Annotated in this window: 16 protein-coding genes; 2 read left to right on the top strand and 14 right to left on the bottom strand. The window is 55.2% G+C overall.

The features are described from left to right. The first annotated feature begins 48 nt into the window (after positions 1–48). Both rbn and M8Q36_RS13915 read left to right on the top strand, forming a co-directional pair. Positions 49–966 (top strand): ribonuclease BN, encoded by a 918-nt coding sequence (gene rbn, locus M8Q36_RS13920; protein WP_249881258.1) that lies wholly within the window; start codon positions 49–51, stop codon positions 964–966. Between the two features lie 77 nt (positions 967–1,043). Beyond that, positions 1,044–2,069 carry a chemotaxis protein gene (locus tag M8Q36_RS13915; protein ID WP_249882776.1) on the top strand — a complete coding sequence of 342 codons (1,026 nt, stop codon included), beginning with the start codon at positions 1,044–1,046 and terminating at the stop codon, positions 2,067–2,069. Positions 2,070–2,144: 75 nt separating this feature from the next. Here the strand turns inward: M8Q36_RS13915 and nuoN are convergent, their stop codons facing one another. The 14 genes from nuoN to lrhA all read right to left on the bottom strand — a co-directional run bounded on the left by nuoN (position 2,145) and on the right by lrhA (position 18,850). Then, positions 2,145–3,602 (bottom strand): NADH-quinone oxidoreductase subunit NuoN, encoded by a 1,458-nt coding sequence (gene nuoN, locus M8Q36_RS13910; RefSeq protein ID WP_020454521.1) that lies wholly within the window; start codon positions 3,600–3,602, stop codon positions 2,145–2,147. 6 nt (positions 3,603–3,608) lie between these two features. Beyond that, entirely contained in the window at positions 3,609–5,138 is a 1,530-nt protein-coding gene (nuoM, locus tag M8Q36_RS13905) for an NADH-quinone oxidoreductase subunit M (protein WP_020454522.1), read from the bottom strand. Positions 5,139–5,372: 234 nt separating this feature from the next. Next, positions 5,373–7,214 (bottom strand): NADH-quinone oxidoreductase subunit L, encoded by a 1,842-nt coding sequence (gene nuoL / locus M8Q36_RS13900; RefSeq protein WP_249881257.1) that lies wholly within the window; start codon positions 7,212–7,214, stop codon positions 5,373–5,375. Then, a complete protein-coding gene (nuoK, locus tag M8Q36_RS13895; RefSeq protein ID WP_002463445.1) occupies positions 7,211–7,513 on the bottom strand; it encodes an NADH-quinone oxidoreductase subunit NuoK in 303 nt (100 codons plus the stop codon). Before nuoK ends, nuoL begins: the two co-directional genes overlap by 4 nt. After that, on the bottom strand, positions 7,510–8,064 hold the full coding sequence (gene nuoJ, locus M8Q36_RS13890; RefSeq protein WP_017458592.1) for an NADH-quinone oxidoreductase subunit J: 555 nt from the start codon (positions 8,062–8,064) through the stop codon (positions 7,510–7,512). The genes nuoK and nuoJ overlap by 4 nt, the downstream gene beginning before the upstream one ends. Positions 8,065–8,075: 11 nt before the next feature. Next, the gene (gene nuoI, locus M8Q36_RS13885; protein ID WP_017458593.1) at positions 8,076–8,618 is read right to left on the bottom strand and encodes an NADH-quinone oxidoreductase subunit NuoI; all 543 of its coding nucleotides are present in this window, start codon (positions 8,616–8,618) and stop codon (positions 8,076–8,078) included. Positions 8,619–8,632: 14 nt separating this feature from the next. Further along, the gene (gene nuoH / locus M8Q36_RS13880) at positions 8,633–9,610 is read right to left on the bottom strand and encodes an NADH-quinone oxidoreductase subunit NuoH (protein WP_017458594.1); all 978 of its coding nucleotides are present in this window, start codon (positions 9,608–9,610) and stop codon (positions 8,633–8,635) included. After that, positions 9,607–12,333: an NADH-quinone oxidoreductase subunit NuoG gene (gene nuoG, locus M8Q36_RS13875; RefSeq protein WP_249881256.1), complete on the bottom strand. Its 2,727-nt coding sequence runs from the start codon at positions 12,331–12,333 to the stop codon at positions 9,607–9,609. The genes nuoH and nuoG overlap by 4 nt, the downstream gene beginning before the upstream one ends. A 90-nt stretch (positions 12,334–12,423) precedes the next feature. After that, positions 12,424–13,761: an NADH-quinone oxidoreductase subunit NuoF gene (gene nuoF / locus M8Q36_RS13870; RefSeq protein WP_020454525.1), complete on the bottom strand. Its 1,338-nt coding sequence runs from the start codon at positions 13,759–13,761 to the stop codon at positions 12,424–12,426. Next, complete coding sequence (gene nuoE, locus M8Q36_RS13865; RefSeq protein WP_017458597.1) at positions 13,758–14,258, bottom strand: NADH-quinone oxidoreductase subunit NuoE; 501 nt, start codon at positions 14,256–14,258, stop codon at positions 13,758–13,760. Before nuoE ends, nuoF begins: the two co-directional genes overlap by 4 nt. Before the next feature lie 2 nt (positions 14,259–14,260). After that, positions 14,261–16,063, bottom strand: coding sequence for an NADH-quinone oxidoreductase subunit C/D (nuoC, locus tag M8Q36_RS13860; protein ID WP_020454526.1), 1,803 nt, complete (start codon positions 16,061–16,063; stop codon positions 14,261–14,263). An 89-nt stretch (positions 16,064–16,152) separates the two neighbouring features. Continuing rightward, positions 16,153–16,827, bottom strand: coding sequence for an NADH-quinone oxidoreductase subunit NuoB (gene nuoB, locus M8Q36_RS13855; protein ID WP_007371088.1), 675 nt, complete (start codon positions 16,825–16,827; stop codon positions 16,153–16,155). A 15-nt stretch (positions 16,828–16,842) separates the two neighbouring features. Then, a complete protein-coding gene (gene nuoA, locus M8Q36_RS13850) occupies positions 16,843–17,286 on the bottom strand; it encodes an NADH-quinone oxidoreductase subunit NuoA (RefSeq protein WP_017458599.1) in 444 nt (147 codons plus the stop codon). A 625-nt stretch (positions 17,287–17,911) separates the two neighbouring features. Then, positions 17,912–18,850, bottom strand: a complete 939-nt coding sequence (gene lrhA / locus M8Q36_RS13845) for a transcriptional regulator LrhA (RefSeq protein WP_045512998.1) — start codon at positions 18,848–18,850, stop codon at positions 17,912–17,914.

Below are 18,850 nucleotides of genomic sequence, written 5' to 3'. Positions count from 1 at the left end.
TTATAGTGACCTCGTTATACTAGATTCTTTTTCATTCGGGCAAAGATTGTGGAACTGATTTTCTTAGGCACCTCTGCGGGCGTACCTACACGGGCGCGTAATGTCACGGCGATGCTGCTCAATTTACAACACCCAACCCGCGCCGGGCTTTGGCTGTTTGATTGCGGCGAAGGAACCCAGCACCAGATGCTGCGCACTGCCTTTCACCCCGGCAAACTCGATAAAATTTTTATTACTCACCTGCATGGCGATCATCTTTTCGGTCTGCCCGGGTTGCTGTGCAGCCGCTCGATGGCCGGCAATGTTCAGCCGCTGCAGATTTACGGCCCGAAAGGGATCCGCGAGTTTGTGGAAACCACGCTGCGGCTTAGCGGTTCATGGACCGATTACCCGCTGACGATTGAAGAAGTGACGCCGGGGCTGGTGGTGGATGATGGTTTGCGCAAAGTGACCGCTTACCCGCTGTCGCACCCGGTGGAGTGCTACGGCTACCGGATTGAAGAGCATGATAAACCCGGCGCGCTGAATGCGGCGGCGTTAAAAGCGCAAGGCATCCCGGCCGGGCCGCTGTTCCAGCAATTAAAAGAGGGGAAAACCGTCACACTGCCTGACGGGCGCATCGTCAATGGCGCGGATTATCTTGCCCCGGCAGAAAGCGGAAAAAAACTGGCGATTTTTGGCGACACCGCGCCCTGCCCGGCCGCGCTGGAACTGGCACAGAGTGTTGATTTACTGGTGCATGAAGCCACGCTTGAGCAGGCAATGGAGGAAAAAGCGAACAGCCGGGGGCACAGTTCAACCCGCCAGGCGGCGCAGCTCGCCGCCGATGCCGGGGCAAAAAAGTTGGTGATTACCCATCTCAGTTCACGTTATGACGAACAGGGCAGCCAGGCGATGCTCGCCGAGTGTAAAACGTACTTTTCGCAAACGACATTGGCTGAAGATTTTGCGGTAGTTCACATTTGATTTTAATTTAGGCACTCTATTTTTTCTCCACCATGCCGATAATAGATATACGCAGGCATTTCCTATTTGAGGGCATGATGGACAATTTCCAGAAAGACATCGATGACAGGGCGAATCTTACTCTGTCGAACCGGTTTGAGCTGTTGCTGTTTCGCCTTGGCACATCGTTAGATGCCACCAAATCCGAGTTATTTGGCATCAACGTATTTAAGCTACGCGAAATCGTACCGATGCCCACCTTTACCCGTCCCGCAGGGATGAAAGCGCCGCTGATGGGGATGGTTAACATCCGCGATCAGGTGATCCCGGTGATTGACCTCGCCGCCGTGGCGGGTTGTAAACCTGCAAGCGGTCTGAACATCTTACTGATTACGGAATATGCCCGTAGCGTGCAGGCATTTGCCGTTGAGTCCGTGGAAAATATTATTCGCCTGGACTGGAAACAGGTGCACACGGCCGAAAAAGCGATCAATGGTCGCTACATCACCAGTATTGCCTGCCTGGATGACGATAAGGATACCAACAACCTGGCGATGGTGCTGGACGTTGAGCAGATCCTGTATGACATCGTGCCTGCGGATCATGACGTCCACGGCGATCATGTGCCGGACAAGAAATTCAACCTGAAACCGGGTTCTGTTGCCATTGTGGCGGAAGATTCCAAAGTGGCGCGCGCGATGCTGGAAAAAGGCCTCAATGCGATGCAGATCCCGAGTGCGATGCATATCACCGGTAAAGACGCGTGGGAAAAAATCCAGTTAATGGCGCAGCAGGCCGACGCGGAAGGTGTTCCAGTAAGCGATAAGATCTCGATGGTTCTGACCGACCTCGAGATGCCGGAGATGGATGGGTTTACCTTAACGCGCCTGATCAAAACCGATCCGCGTCTGAAAAACATCCCGGTGGTGATCCACTCGTCGCTTTCCGGTAGCGCTAACGAAGATCACGTGCGGAAAGTGCAGGCAGACGGTTACGTGGCGAAGTTCGAGATTAACGAACTCTCTTCCGTGATTCAGGAAGTGCTGGATCGCGCTGCGAATAATATTCGCGGCCCGCTGATTAGCCACCACCAAGTAACATCTACCCCGCTGCTGGCGAAGTAATCGTTGCGCGTTTATCTGGTTAGCCCATAAAAAAACCGCCGATACCGGCGGTTTTTCTTTACCTGTTTCCAGGCCTTACATCATCGGCATCGCCAGTTGAACAATGCTGATCAGCGGCTGCGGATAGATACCTAACAGCAGCACCAGCAACGCGGAGATAAGTACCACAATCCCGCCTGCGCTGTAAGCCCAGTTGGACGGTGCATCGCGGTTCAACTGTTGCGGTGCGTTCAGGTAAAGACTCACCGCCACGCGCAGGTAGTAATACAAACCAATCGCCGAGCCAAGCACCACCGCGGCAGTCAGCCACCACAGATGCGCTTCAACACCGACCGCCAGAATGTAGAACTTACCGATAAAGCCCAGCGTCATCGGAATACCCGCCAGCGACAGCATCATTACCGTCATTACCGCAGACAGGATCGGACGGTGCCAGAACAGGCCACGGTAGGAGTAAAGCGACTCTGCATCCGGGCCGCGATACGGGCTGGACATCAGGCTGACCACACCGAACGCGCCAAGGCTGCTGAACAGATAACCGGCCAGATAAACACCGACGGTTTCCATCGACATCTGGCCGCCTTGCAGCGCAATCAGCGCCACCAGCAGATAACCCAGGTGCGAAATAGAGGAGAAGCCCAGCAGACGTTTAATATTGGTCTGGCTCAGCGCCATCAGGTTACCGAAGATGATGGAGACGAAAGCAATAATACCCAGAACCACGCGAACCGCTTCGCTTTCCCCCACCGGTGCGTAGAGGAACAGACGCATCACCACGCCAAAAATGGCGATTTTGCTGGCGGTGGCCAGGAAGGTGGACACCGGCGCAGGCGCGCCCTGGTAAACATCTGGCGTCCACAGATGGAACGGCACCAGCGAGAGTTTAAAGCCAAGTCCGACAATCATCATGCCCAGACCCGCCAGCAGCAGCGGTTCATGCAGCATCCCTTCGCCCAGGCTTTTACCGATCGCGACAAACGACAGGTTGCCGGTTTGCGCATAAACCAGCGCGATACCGAACAGCAGGAACGAGGAGGCGGCAGCGGACAAAATGGTGTATTTGATACTGGCTTCCAGCGAACGTTTCTGGCGGAAGGCGTAGCCCACCAGCCCGAACAGCGGCAGAGAGATCAGCTCAATACCGAGGAACAGCGCCGCCATGTGATTCGCGTTCGCCAGCAGAATGCCGCCGAGCGCGGCAATCAGTACCAGCAGATAAAACTCTTCTTTGTTATCGCTATACCCTTCCAGCCATGGATAGGCAAAGGTGCAAGTGGCGAGGCTCGCCAGCAGCACCAGCCCGGTGTAAAGCATGGCGTAGCCATCGACGCGCATCAGCGGGGTGACATCCATCGCCCCCGCCTGGCCGACGAACCACAAAGAGAGCAGCGCGACGTTCAGGCCAATGACCGACAGCGTGGCATTGAGAAAATGGTTGCGTCGCCACGCAATGGAGAGCATCACAACCACCACCGTCAATCCGACGATTAGCAGCGGCAGCAGCGCAATCAGGTGTTGTGGAGTTATCGTCATGGCGATTTACGGCCTTGTAGTAGTAACAGAATTAACAAACCACTGCTGGATATTGCCCATCGCGGCGTGCGATGTATCCAGAATCGGCTGCGGATAGAAGCCAAGCAGTACCAGAAGCACAACCAGGATCAGAATCATAAACAGCTCGCGTAGCGACAAACCCCGCAGTTCCTGGCTGGCGAGTTCGCTTTTCGCCTTGCCGAAGTAAGCACGATGCAGCATCGCCAGCGAGTACACCGACGCGAACACCAGGCCGAAGGTGGAAATCACCGTGATCGTCGGCACAACCTGGTAGCTGCCGAACAGGATCATGAATTCACCCACGAAGTTACCGGTACCCGGCATCCCAAGCGTTGCGACGGCAAAGAACATTGACAGCGCCGGCAGCCACTTAATTTTGCTCCACAAGCCGCCCATCATGCGCATATCGCGCGTATGCAGACGTTCGTACAGCTGGCCGCACAGAATAAACAGACCCGCAGCGGAAAGACCGTGGGCAATCATCTGAATCACCGCGCCCTGGTAAGCAAGCTGGCTGCCGGTGTAGATAGCAATCAGCACAAAGCCCATGTGAGACACAGAGGTGTAGGCGATAAGACGTTTGATATCGGTCTGGGTGAAGGCCATCCACGCGCCGTAGAAGATACCGATCACGCCAAGCCACATGGCGATAGGCGCAAACTCTGCCGACGCGTTCGGGAACAGCGGCAGCGAGAAGCGCAGCAGACCGTAAGCGGCGGTTTTCAGCAAGATCCCCGCGAGGTCAACGGAACCGGCGGTCGGTGCCTGCGAGTGCGCGTCTGGCAGCCAGCCGTGCAGCGGCACCACCGGCATTTTTACCGCAAAGGCGATGAAGAAGCCGAGCATCAGCAGATATTCGACATTGCCGGACATCGGCGTCTTCAGCAGATCTTCGTAAGCGAAAGTCCATACGCCGGTCGCGTTGTAGTGCACCAGCACCAGCGCCAGGATGGCAATCAGCATGACCAGGCCGCTCGCCTGGGTATAAATGAAGAACTTGGTCGCCGCGGTAATACGCGTCTTCCCGTCGGAGGCTTTATGGCCCCACAGCGCGATCAGGAAGTACATCGGCACCAGCATCATTTCCCAGAAGAAGAAGAACAGGAACATGTCGATGGCAAGGAACACGCCGATAACGCCGCCGAGGATCCACATCAGGTTCAGGTGGAAGAAGCCCTGATATTTCTCGATTTCACGCCAGGAGCAGAGCACCGCCAGCACGCCGAGAAAGCCGGTCAGCACCACCATCAGCAGCGACAAACCATCCATCGCCAGATGAATGCTAATGCCAAAGCGCGGGATCCAGTCATGCTTGAACGTTTCCTGCCACTGCGGAAGGCCGGTGACTTGCGTCAAAGAATAGCCGCCCTGCAACCAGAGTTGCAGAGAAAGCGCCAGCGTCAGTCCCATGGTGATCAGCGCGATCCAGCGCGGCACCTTCACGCCGAAGCGCTCGGTCTGCCAGCAGAGGAAGCCGCCGATAAAGGGAATCAGAATTAGCCAGGGTAGTAACATGGCGATTTTTGTTCCTTGTTTAAGTCCGTCTCAGGCTATCTTGCTCGTCATAGCGAACCCCGGCAGTGCTCGCAATCCTCACGTACATCTGTACGCTCCGGTTGCTCTGCGCAGGCGGTGTCTACTCTGACTTCGCCGATAACGCCTGTCCATTCGGACCAGATTTTCAACGAATTTCTAAAAATTCTCTTTCCGTTTGCAGGCCGGATAAGCGCACTCAGCCGGCCAACAAACTCAGCGCAATACCATCAACAGCGCCAGCACGACAACCGCGCCAATGCTCATGGATGCCACATACCAGCGCAGGTAGCCGTTCTCGCTAAACAGCAGACCTTTGCCTGCGAAGCGGGAAAGGATCGCCGGGATGTTCATCAGCGCATTGAGCGGATCGCTCTTCAGCAACCATGCGATACCGAGGTATGGCTTCACAAAGACGCGATCGTAAAGCCAGTCGAAGCCCCAGGCATTGAACCACCAGGTACCGAAGAAACGCCCCGTTGCGCTGTTGGCAATCGAATGCACCAGTGTGCGATTACCCAGCCACAGCCAGGCTGCCAGCAGGATACCGATAATCGCTACCGCACCGGATGCCACTTCCAGCATCACAACACTGCTGTGCGCAAGCTCGGTGGTTTCCGGCAACACGCCTTTCAGCGGCGGCACGATCATCGCGCCAACAAAGCTAGACAGCACCAGCAACACGATCAGCGGCAGATGATGGGTAATCCCCTTCCCTGCATGCGCGTGGATTTGTTCTTTTCCGTGGAAAACAATGAAAATCAGACGGAAGGTGTAGAGCGATGTCATAAAGGCACCGACCAGGCCTGCAATCATCAGATTGATATGACCATTCGCAACCGCACCGGCAAGGATTTCGTCCTTACTGAAGAAGCCCGCGGTGATCATCGGCAACGCTGACAGCGCCGCGCCACCGACCAGGAAGCAAACATACACCAGCGGAATCGACTTACGCAGGCCACCCATTTTGAAGATGTTCTGCTCGTGATGACACGCGAGGATCACCGAACCGGAGGAGAGGAACAGCAGCGCTTTAAAGAACGCGTGCGTCATCAGGTGGAAAATCGCCGCATCCCACGCCTGTACGCCCAGCGCCAGGAACATGTAACCAATCTGGCTCATGGTGGAGTAAGCGAGCACACGTTTGATATCGGTCTGCACCAGCGCGGCGAAACCCGCCATCAGCAGCGTTACGGCACCCACAATACCCACCAGATGCAGCACTTCTGGCGTCAGCAGGAACAAGCCGTGCGTACGTGCAATCAGGTAGACACCGGCGGTAACCATCGTCGCCGCGTGGATCAGCGCCGAAACCGGGGTCGGGCCAGCCATCGCATCCGCAAGCCAGGTCTGCAACGGCAGCTGTGCGGATTTACCAACCGCACCACCCAGCAGCATCAGTGTCGCCCACATCAGCATGTTATTGCCGTTGGCGAAGTGCTGCGGTGCCAGTTCAACCATTTCGCGGAAGTTCAGCGTGCCCAGTTCGTTGTAAAGAATGAACAGTGCGAAAGCGAGGAACACGTCACCCACGCGGGTAACGACGAACGCTTTCATCGCCGCGGCGCCATTCTTCGGATCGGTGTAGTAGAAACCAATCAGCAGATAGGAGCACAGACCCACGCCTTCCCAGCCGAGGTACATCAGCAGCAGGTTATCACCCAGCACCAGAACGACCATGCTGGCGATAAACAGGTTGGTGTAGGCGAAGAAGCGGGAGTACCCCTCTTCACCGCGCATATACCAGGAAGCGAACATGTGGATCAGGAAACCTACACCGGTGACCACCGAAAGCATGGTTAATGAAAGGCCATCCAGCACCAGATTGAAGCCGATGTTGAAATCACCGACCGCCATCCACGTCCACAGTGGTTTTGCGAAAGGTTGCTGACCGTGATTGAAGAAATCAACGCCCGCATACGCGGTAACCAGCGCAGCCAGACCAATCGACCCGACACCTACGGTTGCAGAAACATTTTCCGACCAGCGGCCACGGGAAAACGCCAGCAGCACAAAGCCAATAAAAGGAAAAATAATGGTTAAGGCGAGCATGTTCATCCACGCATCTCACTTACTGAATCGATATTCAGATTCTGGCGGCGACGATGGAGTTGCAGCAGCAACGCCAGGCCAATGCTCGCTTCGGCAGCCGCGAGGCTAATGGCGAGAATATACATCACCTGTCCGTCGGTCTGACCCCAGTAGCTGCCCGCGACCACAAAGGCCAGCGCAGCGGCGTTAATCATGATTTCCAGCCCAATCAGCATAAACAGCAGGTTGCGGCGGATAACCAGACCGGTCAGCCCCAAAACAAACAAAATCGCAGCGAGGATCAATCCATGTTGCAACGGGATCATGCGTGCTCCTCCGTTTTTCTTTTCGCGCGGTCTTCCGTACGATTGCTCAGCACTTCGCCCGGGCGGTCTTCGCGTCCCAGATGGAAAGCAACAACCAGCCCCGCCAGCAGCAGCATCGAAGCCAGTTCTACCGCCAGTACGTAAGGACCAAACAGCGTAATGCCAACCGCTTTCGCGCCAATCGCCGTCCCCTCGATACCCTGATCGTTAACGCCGAGGATGGCGTAAATCATTACCACCAGCAGCACTGCGGAGAGCAGCGCCGGGCCAATCCAGATTTGCGGCGACAGCCAGTTGCGCTCCTGCTCGACCACGGTATTGCCGAGGTTTAGCATCATCACCACAAACACAAACAGCACCATGATGGCCCCGGCGTAGACGATGATCTCCAGCGCCCCGGCGAAGTATGCGCCGAGCGAAAAGAAGACCCCGGCAATCGCCAGCAGAGACACAATCAGATACAGCAACGCGTGTACCGGGTTGGTATGCGTAATCACGCGTACCGTCGTCAGGATGGCGACCAGGCCACAGATATAAAAAGCGAACTCCATTGCCCCTCTCCTTACGGTAACAGGCCCTTGACGTCGATAGGCTTGGCTTCATTTTCCGCTTCGCCTTTATCTTTGCCGTCGATTGCCATACCTGCCATCCGGTAGAAGTTATATTCCGGGTATTTGCCCGGACCGGAGATCAGCAGATCCTCTTTTTCGTACACCAGATCCTGACGTTTGTATTCGCCCATCTCGAAATCCGGGGTGAGCTGAATCGCCGTTGTCGGGCACGCTTCTTCGCACAGACCGCAGAAAATGCAGCGCGAGAAGTTGATTCGGAAAAATTCCGGATACCAGCGGCCGTCCTGCATCTCCGCTTTTTGCAGCGAGATACAGCCGACAGGGCAGGCTACCGCACACAGGTTACAGGCAACGCAGCGCTCGGAACCGTCCGGGTCGCGCGTCAGTACGATACGGCCACGGTAGCGCGGTGGCAGATAGACCGGCTCTTCCGGGTACATACGCGTTTCGCGTTTGGCGAACGCATGCAGGCCAATCATCCAGATACTACGAACCTGGGTGCCGAAGCCCACGAGTAATTCTTTTAAAGTCATGGTCTTTTCACCCCTTATTGCGCTTGCCAGAGAATGACAGCCGCCGTTCCCAGCAAGTTAATCAGCGTCAATGGCAGGCAGACTTTCCAGCCGAAGGACATCACCTGGTCATAACGCGGACGCGGCAGCGCGGCGCGGATCAAAATGAACATCATCATAAAGAACGCGGTTTTCAGCGCGAACCAGATGAATGGCGGTAACAACGGCCCTTGCCAGCCACCGAAGAACAGCGTGACCATCAACGCGGAAATGGTGACGATACCGATGTACTCCCCGACGAAGAACAGGCCGAACTTCATACCGGAATATTCGATGTGGTAACCATCCGCCAGTTCCTGCTCCGCTTCCGGCTGGTCAAACGGGTGACGGTGACACACCGCAACGCCCGCGATCGCGAAAGTCACAAAACCGAAGAACTGCGGGATAACGTTCCACAAACCGGCCTGGTTGTTAACGATGTCGGTCATGTTGAATGAACCGGCCTGCGCAACCACACCCATCAGGGAAAGCCCGAGGAACACTTCATAGCTCAGAGTCTGCGCGGAGGCACGCATCGCACCGAGCAACGAGTATTTGTTGTTACTCGACCAGCCAGCGAACAGCACTGCGTAAACTGCCAGACCCGCCATCATCAGGAAGAACAGGATCCCGATATTGAGGTCGGCTACCACCCAGGTGGGGCTGACCGGCACAATGGCGAACGCTAACAGCAACGAAGTAAAGGCAATCATTGGCGCAAGAGTAAAAATCACGCGGTCCGAAAAGCGCGGGATCCAGTCCTCTTTAAAGAACATCTTGATCATGTCCGCTACCAGCTGGAGTGAACCACCCCAGCCTACGCGGTTCGGCCCGTAACGGTTCTGGAACAGACCGAGCAGACGACGTTCACCAAAGCTCATGAAGGCACCGCAGGTGACCACCACCAGCAGAATGACGACCGCTTTCAGAATGCTTAACAGAATGTCGATAACATCCGGTGTTAACCAGCTCATGCTTGCGCCTCCTGCAGATTTTCAAGACGTGCTCCGGCCAGTACCGGCGCGATACCCGGCATCCCCATCGGCAGACCAACCTGCCCTGCCACCAGACCTTCCGAAACCTGCAACGGCAGGCTGATCGTCTGCCCTTCGTAAGTGAAGGAGATATGCGCGCCCGCGTTCACGCCAAGTTTCGCGGCGTCTGCCGGGTTCAGCTTGATGTACGGCTGCGGCATGCGGCTCTGGAACACCGGAGAGCGCTGCGACAATTCATCACTGCCAAACAGGTGATAGTAAGGCGCGATACGCCATTTGCCATCCTGCGCTTCGAACGCGCCGGGTACGGTAGTGAAATAATCAAGACCGCTTTCAGACGCTTCGATCAGGCGTACGCCCGGATCGCCGTGACGCAGGTGACCACCCACTTCGTCCTGGAATTTGTTCCACGCCTGCGGGGAGTTCCAGCCCGGCGCCCATGCAAACGGGATTTGCGAACGCGGTGCAGACGGCTGGTTGTTCCCTTCCATTGAGAAAGCGAACATGGTGTCTTTGTCCTGCGGCTGACGCGGTTCGTGCACGCTGATATTGGCGCGCATCGCGGTGCGTCCACTGTAGCGGTGCGGTTCACGCGCCAGTTTCTGACCACGAATGCGGAAGCTGGCATCCGGCGCGGCATCTTTAATACCGGCCAGCTGCGGCAGCGCTTCAATAGCCGCGTCAATCACATGATCAAGCTGCGTCCAGTCCACTTCGCGGTTTTGCACGGTGCTGTGCAGCGAGTGCAGCCAGCGCCAGCTTTCCAGCATCAGCGTTTTGCTGTCGTAATAAGTCGGGTCATAAACCTGGAAGAAGCGCTGCGCGCGGCCTTCGTTGTTGATGACCGTACCGTCGCTTTCAGCGAAGCTGGCTGCGGAGAGCACCAGATGGGCGCTGTCCATAATGGCGGTGCGCTGATGATCAACCACCAGCACCAGCGGCGCTTTCGCCAGCGCCGCGTCAACGCGGGCAGCAGAAGCGTGACGGTGCAAATCGTTTTCCAGCACGACAACGGCGTCAGCACTGCCGCTTTCCAGCTCAGCCAGCGCATCATCGAGGCTACCGCCACCGATAAGCCCCAGCCCCATGCTGTTTACCGAACGGGCAATCATGGTGATGCCGACATCAGAACCACGGCCTTTGAGCGCTTTAGCTACGTTTGCCGCTGCCTGAATCACCGCCGTGCTACCGGCGTTAGTTCCGGAGATAATCAGTGGTTTTTTCGCCCCGGCCAATGCCTGAACAATCACATCAACTTTGCTTTTCAGGTCGTTGCTCAGACCGTCAACCGCAGGAGACGCGTCGTCCAGCGCATGCGCAATGGCGAAACCTAAGCGAGCCTGATCTTCTACCGGTGCGCAGTAGGTCCATGCTGCGATATCGTCCAGACGGGTACTGTCAACGTTGGTAACGAACAGCGGATGTTTAGCACGCTGACCAATGTTCATGATCGCCGCGATCTGCCAGTCGGCCACTTTCTGCGCCGCCGCCATTTCGCGGGCTTTGCCTTTCACCGCCTGACGAACCGCCAGCGCGACGCGCGCGCCGGTCTGGGTGATATCTTCACCGAGGATCAGCACCGCGTCGTAAGATTCAATTTCACGCAGCGCCGGTGTACGGATACCGCCTTCGCGCAGCACTTTCAGCGCCAGCTCAAGACGTTCCTGCTCACCTTTGGCGATGCCGGTATAGAAGTTTTCCGCGCCGACTAATGCACGCAGCGCGAAGTTGCTCTCGACGCTTGCGCGTGGAGAACCGATACCGATCACTTTCTTCGACTGACGCAGAATATCCGCCGCACCCTGCATCGCCTGTTCGGCGTTGAGGGTGATCAGATCGTCGCCACGGCGCTGAACCGGCTGGCGCGGTCTGTCTTTCAGGTTGACGTAGCCATAGCCAAAACGACCACGGTCGCAAAGGAAGTAGTGGTTAACAGTACCGTTGTAACGGTTTTCGATGCGGCGCAGTTCGCCATAACGTTCGCCAGGGCTGGTGTTACAACCCAGGGAGCACTGCTGGCAAATGCTCGGCGCGAACTGCATATCCCACTTACGGTTATAACGCTCGGAGTGGGTTTTATCAGTGAATACGCCGGTCGGGCAGATTTCCACCAGGTTGCCGGAGAATTCGCTCTCAAGCACGCCGTCTTCCGGGCGACCGAAGTAGACGTTGTCATGGGCGCCATACACGCCAAGATCCGTGCCGTCCGCATAGTCTTTGTAGTAACGCACGCAGCGGTAACAGGCGATACAACGGTTCATTTCGTGAGAGATGAACGGGCCGAGATCCTGATTACGGTGCGTACGTTTGGTGAAACGATAGCGACGGAAGCTGTGACCGGTCATTACGGTCATATCCTGCAGGTGGCAGTTTCCCCCTTCTTCGCAGACCGGGCAGTCGTGCGGGTGGTTGGTCATCAGCCACTCGACCACGCTTTCACGGAACTGCTTCGCTTCGTCGTCATCAATAGAGATAAAAGTACCGTCGGATGCCGGTGTCATACAGGACATCACCAGGCGGCCACGCGTGTCTTCCGCGTTTTGATATTGCTTCACCGCACACTGGCGGCACGCACCCACGCTCCCCAGCGCCGGATGCCAGCAAAAATAGGGAATATCAAGGCCTAAAGAGAGACACGCCTCAAGAAGGTTGTCTGCTCCGTTTACCTCGTATTCTTTGCCGTCTACATGAATAGTAGCCATTAGCATGCTTCCAGTTGTCTCAGTCAGCGACTAAGAGTTAATCAAAATTCTGTTCGCGTTCCCCTCATCTGCCTGATGAGGGGAGAACCATTACCAGCGCGCTTTCAGCAAGTTTGGCTGGATACCGCCAATTGCATGGGTATTGCTGAATTGCTGTTTAATGCCCGCTTCGAACTCTTCGCGGAAATATTTAATTGCGCTCTGTAACGGTTCAACCGCACCTGGCGCATGCGCGCAGAAGGTTTTACCCGGCCCGAGTTGTCGACACAGTTGCTCAAGTGTCTCGATATCTCCAGGCTGGCCTTCGCCGCGCTCCAGCGCACGCAGGATTTTCACGCTCCACGGCAGACCATCGCGGCACGGCGTACACCAGCCGCAGGACTCACGAGCGAAGAACTCTTCCAGGTTGCGTACCAGCGACACCATGCCAATTTCATGGTCAACGGCCATCGCCAGCGCCGTACCGAGACGGCTGCCCGCTTTACCGATGCTTTCAAACTCCATCGGCAAGTCGAGGTGCGCTTCGGTCAGGAAGTCAGTACCTGCCCCGCCCGGCTGCCAGGCTTTAAATTTCAGGCCATCGCGCATACCGCCCGCGTAATCCTCAAGGATTTCACGCGCGGTGGTGCCAAACGGCAGCTCCCACAGACCCGGATTTTTCACGCGGCCAGAAAAGCCCATCAGCTTGGTGCCCGCATCTTTGCTGGTCGAAATGTTCTGATACCACTCAACGCCGTTCGCCAGAATTGCCGGGACGTTGCACAGGGTTTCGACGTTGTTAACACACGTCGGTTTACCCCACACGCCGGAACTGGCCGGGAACGGTGGTTTGGAGCGTGGGTTAGCGCGGCGGCCTTCCAGCGAGTTAATCAGCGCCGTTTCTTCGCCGCAGATATAACGTCCCGCACCGGTATGCACGAACAGTTCGAAGTCGAAACCGCTGCCAAGAATGTTCTTGCCGAGCAAACCGGCTTCGGTTGCTTCAGCAATCGCGCGGCGCAGATGCACCGCCGCTTCAATATATTCACCGCGCAGGAAGATGTAGCCACGGTAGGCTTTCAGCGCGAATGCCGAAATCAGCATCCCTTCCACCAGCAGGTGCGGCAGTTGCTCCATCAGCAGGCGGTCTTTATAGGTTCCCGGTTCCATTTCATCGGCGTTACACAGCAGGTAACGGATGTTCATGGATTCGTCTTTCGGCATCAGGCTCCACTTCAGACCCGTGGAGAAGCCCGCGCCGCCGCGACCTTTCAGACCAGAGTCTTTAACCGCGTTGACAATCTCATCCGGCGCCATGCCGGTCAGCGCTTTGCGCGCACCGGCGTAACCGTTTTTGCTCTGGTACTCTTCGAGCCAGACCGGCTGTTTGTCATCCCGCAGACGCCAGGTCAGCGGATGCGTTTCAGGAGTACGGATAACTGTTTTCATTTATACCGCTCCAGCAAGTCAGGGATCGCGTCCGGCGTCAGATGGCTGTGAGTGTCCTCATCAATCATCATGTTCGGGCCTTTATCGCAGTTACCCAGACAGCAGGTCGGCAGCAGCGTAAAGCGACCGTCGAACGTTGTCTGGCCCGGTTTGATCTTCAGATGGCTTTCAATCGCAGATTGAATGCCCTGATAGCCAGTGATGTGGCAAACCACGCTGTCGCAATAGCGAATAACATGGCGGCCAACCGGCTGGCGGAAGATCTGGCTGTAGAAGGTTGCCACGCCTTCGACATCGCTCGCCGGAATACCCAGCACATCAGCGATGGCGTAAATTGCGCCGTCCGGCACCCAACCACGCTGTTTCTGAACAATCTTCAGCGCTTCAATGGACGCCGCACGCGGGTCTTCGTAGTGGTGCTTCTCGTGCTCAATTGCCTCACGCTCTGCCGCACTCAGCTCAAAAGCCTCGGTTTGTGGTTGTTGATTCTCGTGCATAATTAGCGATCCACATCTGACATAACAAAATCGATACTACCCAGATAGACAATCAAGTCTGATACCAGGCTGCCGCGGATGGCCGACGGGATTTGCTGCAGGTGCGCAAAACTCGGGGTACGAACGCGGGTGCGGTAGCTCATGGTGCTGCCGTCGCTGGTCAGGTAGTAACTGTTAATACCCTTGGTTGCTTCAATCATCTGGAAGGATTCGTTGGCCGGCATTACCGGGCCCCACGATACTTGCAGGAAGTGAGTAATCAGGGTTTCGATATGTTGCAGCGTGCGCTCTTTCGGCGGCGGCGTAGTCAGCGGGTGATCCGCTTTGAACGGGCCTTCCGGCATGTTGTTGAGGCACTGCTCAAGAATGCGCAGGCTCTGGCGCAACTCTTCAACTTTCAGCATCACGCGGGTGTAGCAGTCGCTCACGCCACCGCCAACCGGGATTTCAAAGTCGAAGTTCTCGTAACCGGAGTACGGGCGCGCTTTACGCACATCGAAATTGATGCCGGTCGCACGCAGGCCTGCACCGGTCGTGCCCCACTCCAGCGCTTCTTTCGCGTTGTAAGCGGCAACGCCCTGCGAGCGGCCTTTCAGAATGGTGTTACGCAGCGCCGCTTTCTCGTAAGAGGCCAGGCGTTTTGGCATCCAGTCGAGGAATTCGCGCAGCAGACGATCCCAGCCACGCGGCAGATCGTGCGCCACGCCGCCAATGCGGAACCAGGCCGGGTGCATACGGAAACCGGTGATCGCTTCCACCAGATCGTAGATTTTCTGACGATCGGTAAAGGCGAAGAACACCGGCGTCATTGCGCCGACGTCCTGGATAAAGGTTGAGATATAAAGCAGGTGGCTGTTGATGCGGAACAGTTCAGACAACATCACGCGGATCACGTTGACGCGATCCGGCACGGTGATACCGGCCAGTTTTTCCACCGCCAGCACGTAAGGCATTTCGTTTACGCAACCGCCGAGATACTCGATACGGTCGGTGTAAGGAATGTAGCTGTGCCAGGACTGGCGCTCACCCATTTTCTCCGCGCCACGATGGTGGTAACCGATATCCGGCACGCAGTCGACGATCTCTTCGCCGTCCAGTTGCAGGATGATACGGAACGCACCGTGCGCAGAGGGGTGGTTCGGACCGAGGTTGAGGAACATAAAGTCCTCGTTTTCGGTGCCGCGTTTCATGCCCCAGTCTTCCGGCTTGAAGGTCAACGCTTCCATTTCCAGATCCTGTTTGGCTTTGGTCAGCTCAAACGGATCGAATTCGGTTGCGCGCGCCGGGTAATCTTTACGCAGCGGGTGACCCGTCCAGGTTTGCGGCATCATGATGCGCGTCAGGTGCGGGTGACCATTAAAGGTAACGCCAAACATCTCCCAGGTTTCACGCTCATACCAGTTGGCGTTCGGGAAAAGTTTGGTCATCGTCGGCACATTCAGATCGTTTTCGGCCAGCGCCACTTTCAGCATGATGTCGCGGTTGCGGTCGATGGAAATGAAGTGGTAGAAAACGGAAAAATCCGCGGCGGGCAAACCGGCGCGGTGTGTGCGTAGACGTTCATCCATGCCGTGCAAATCGAACAGCATGACGTACGGTTTCGGTAATTTCTTTAAGAAATCGACCACTTCCAGCAACTGCTCACGCTTAACCCAAACAACGGGTACCCCGGTGCGGGTCGCCTGAACGGTAAAGGCATCCGGCCCAAAACGGTTGCGCAATTCGCCAATGACCGGATCATCCAGATGATCCCGGGTCTGCCATGCGGCTTCTTGCGCAGTTAAATCGGTCATATTGTTCACCATTGCAAAGGGTCCGTGGTGACTGTTGGGTATGGCTTCGCGTTATTGGATTATTGAAATGCGAAGTTTCTTCCATTACCCACAGGCGCAAATTAAATCTCGTCCGGCGTACGCAGATTGGTTACGGCGATACGCTCGCCACGCTTACGGTCGCGTTCCGACTGCATATTGGCGCGATAAACGCCCTGATCGCCAACCACCCATGAGAGCGGACGACGCTCCTTGCCAATCGACTCCTGCAGCAGCATCAGCGCCTGCATATAGGCTTCAGGACGCGGCGGGCAGCCAGGGATGTAAACATCCACCGGGATAAATTTGTCGACGCCTTGTACGACTGAGTAGATGTCGTACATACCGCCAGAGTTGGCACAGGCACCCATGGAGATAACCCATTTAGGTTCCAGCATCTGGTCGTAAAGGCGCTGAATGACCGGCGCCATTTTGGTAAAGCATGTGCCTGCTACCACCATCAGGTCTGCCTGACGAGGAGACGCACGCAGCACTTCCGCACCAAAACGCGCAACGTCGTGCACCGCCGTAAAGGATGTCACCATCTCTACGTAACAGCACGACAGGCCAAAGTTATATGGCCAAATTGAGTTTTTACGTCCCCAGTTCACCATATCGTGCAGGGCATTTTCGAGTTTGCCCATATAAACGCTACGGTTAATTTCTTGTTCCAGGGGGTCGGTTACGATCTCCTGTTTCTGCAGGGGGTAACGGTCGTTCTCACCGTTAGGATCTATGCGGGTGAGCGTATAATCCATCTTATTGCCTCGCGGTTAGCGTTGACTGTCAGTGTAGCTGTTAGTCTCTGGGTTGATTTGCTCACGGCGCGAACGCACGGGCGTCCAATCCAGCGCGCCAATACGCACCAGATAAACCAGACCAGCCAGCAGCACTAATATAAAAATTGCGGCTTCGACAAACCCGACCCAACCACTCTCGCGAATGGAAGTTGACCATGCGTATAAATAGAGCGCTTCCACATCGAAGATGACGAAGAACATGGCCACCAGGTAGAACTTGGCGGATAGACGTAAGCGAGCGGAACCGACGGAGTCGATACCCGATTCGAAAGGAACGTTTTTGTGCCTCGCGCGTGCGCGACCGCCCAAAAACCGACCGCCGATCAGCATCAGGCAACACAGGCCAATGGCGACAATAAGAAAGATAGCGAATGCCCAGTGATGAGCGATGATTTCAGTGGATGTTGACATACGCATTGCTTAACTCAAAAGGTAGCGTTATTACCTCTGCTCTTGCTGGCAGATGACGCCACATCGATTCACGGGGAGGAATAAAAAACCACACATTAACTGTGTAAAAGGCGAAAACAGCTAAACGATGTGGATTTTTACTCCTTTCTATAACCTTTTGTCAACTTTAACAAAGGTTTCCTCACATTAGTTTACATCGGCAGCAATTCATTAACATTTAGTGCCGTTTTCTTGAACGGATTCAAACATTCACAAGAAATATCCAGGTGTTGAATCGTGTCCGTAGCGAGGTTTTACACTAATTACCCGCCTATTTTGACAGGATTTTGTCCGGATTCCTCCCCCTCAACGGGAGTATTTTCTTGATCTGAGACACGCTTTTGTTAATTCATTCAGTGAAACAGCAACAATCCGCCTTGATTTTTAACATGACCAGCAGGCATGAAAGACTATAGTTGAAAAAAGGCGATCTTGCTGTGAGTGATATTAACTTATTGAAAGAAAGAATAATTTTCAGGAAGGATGTTTCTGTGATTCAGAATCTGTGCGTAAAATGAACCGATAACCGCTTTTTTGCCGCCAGCGGTTCATTTTTGCACTTACATTTTGTTACCAGATTTGGCAGGGAATGTTAGCTAAAATCCCCTTCTATAACCAACGGATCGCCTCCTCCTTCGGGAGTACCGCCGCTGTAATGCCAGGGATTTTGATAATGTTCCATGGCCTGGAAAATTACCTGTGCCAGCTCGTTGCGGCTTTGCGGATTATAACAGAGCAAATATTCCGTATCCGGCAACAGCGGCAGCCCTTCGGCTCTGCCCAGCACGCGCAAATCAGGGCTCATCATTTCCACCGGTCGCGCGGTTACACCTAATCCGGCTTTTACAGCAGCTTTTACCGCCGACAGCGACGAAGCAACATACGCCATACGCCAGGGGATATCCGCATCATTTAGCGAATTGATGACCATATCGCGAAATGGGCTGGGCTCATCCAACAGAACCAATGGTATCGCCTCACTTTTCTGTAACACATATTCAGCCGAGCAGTACCAGTGCGTTGGCGATGTGCGTAACGTCAGGCAATCAAACTGCGCGGAACGGTGAGTCGTCACCACGAGATCAACATCATGCTCTTGTTCGCGTTCGTCAGAAAAGGGGTTGCGTTTCACGCGCACATCAAGAGCCAGCTTCGGGTATACCGAGCTAATACGATTAAGCAAAAACGGTAAAATGGTGTCTGCGGACTCATCAGAAGCGCCAATAGTTAAGACGCCCTGAAGATTGCTAAACATTAACGATGTACATGCTTCGTCATTGAAACGTAAGATCTTTCGCGCATATCCCAGTAACTGAATACCATGTTCAGTTAACAGTTTATTGCGGCCATGACGGGCAAATAATTCTTTTCCCACTAATTGTTCAAGCCGCTGCATTTGCTGACTTACGGCGGATTGTGTGCGACAAACTGCAGCAGCGGCCGCAGCAAAAGTGTTTAGATCGGCGACCGCAACGAAAGTTCTCAGCAGATCGAGGTCGAGATTCAATATCGGACGATTTGCATTTATCAT

This window comes from Kosakonia sp. R1.Fl, from assembly GCF_023516815.1.
In the GTDB taxonomy this organism is placed as follows: Bacteria; Pseudomonadota; Gammaproteobacteria; order Enterobacterales; family Enterobacteriaceae; genus Kosakonia.
This window is presented reverse-complemented; position numbering and strand designations above follow the sequence as displayed.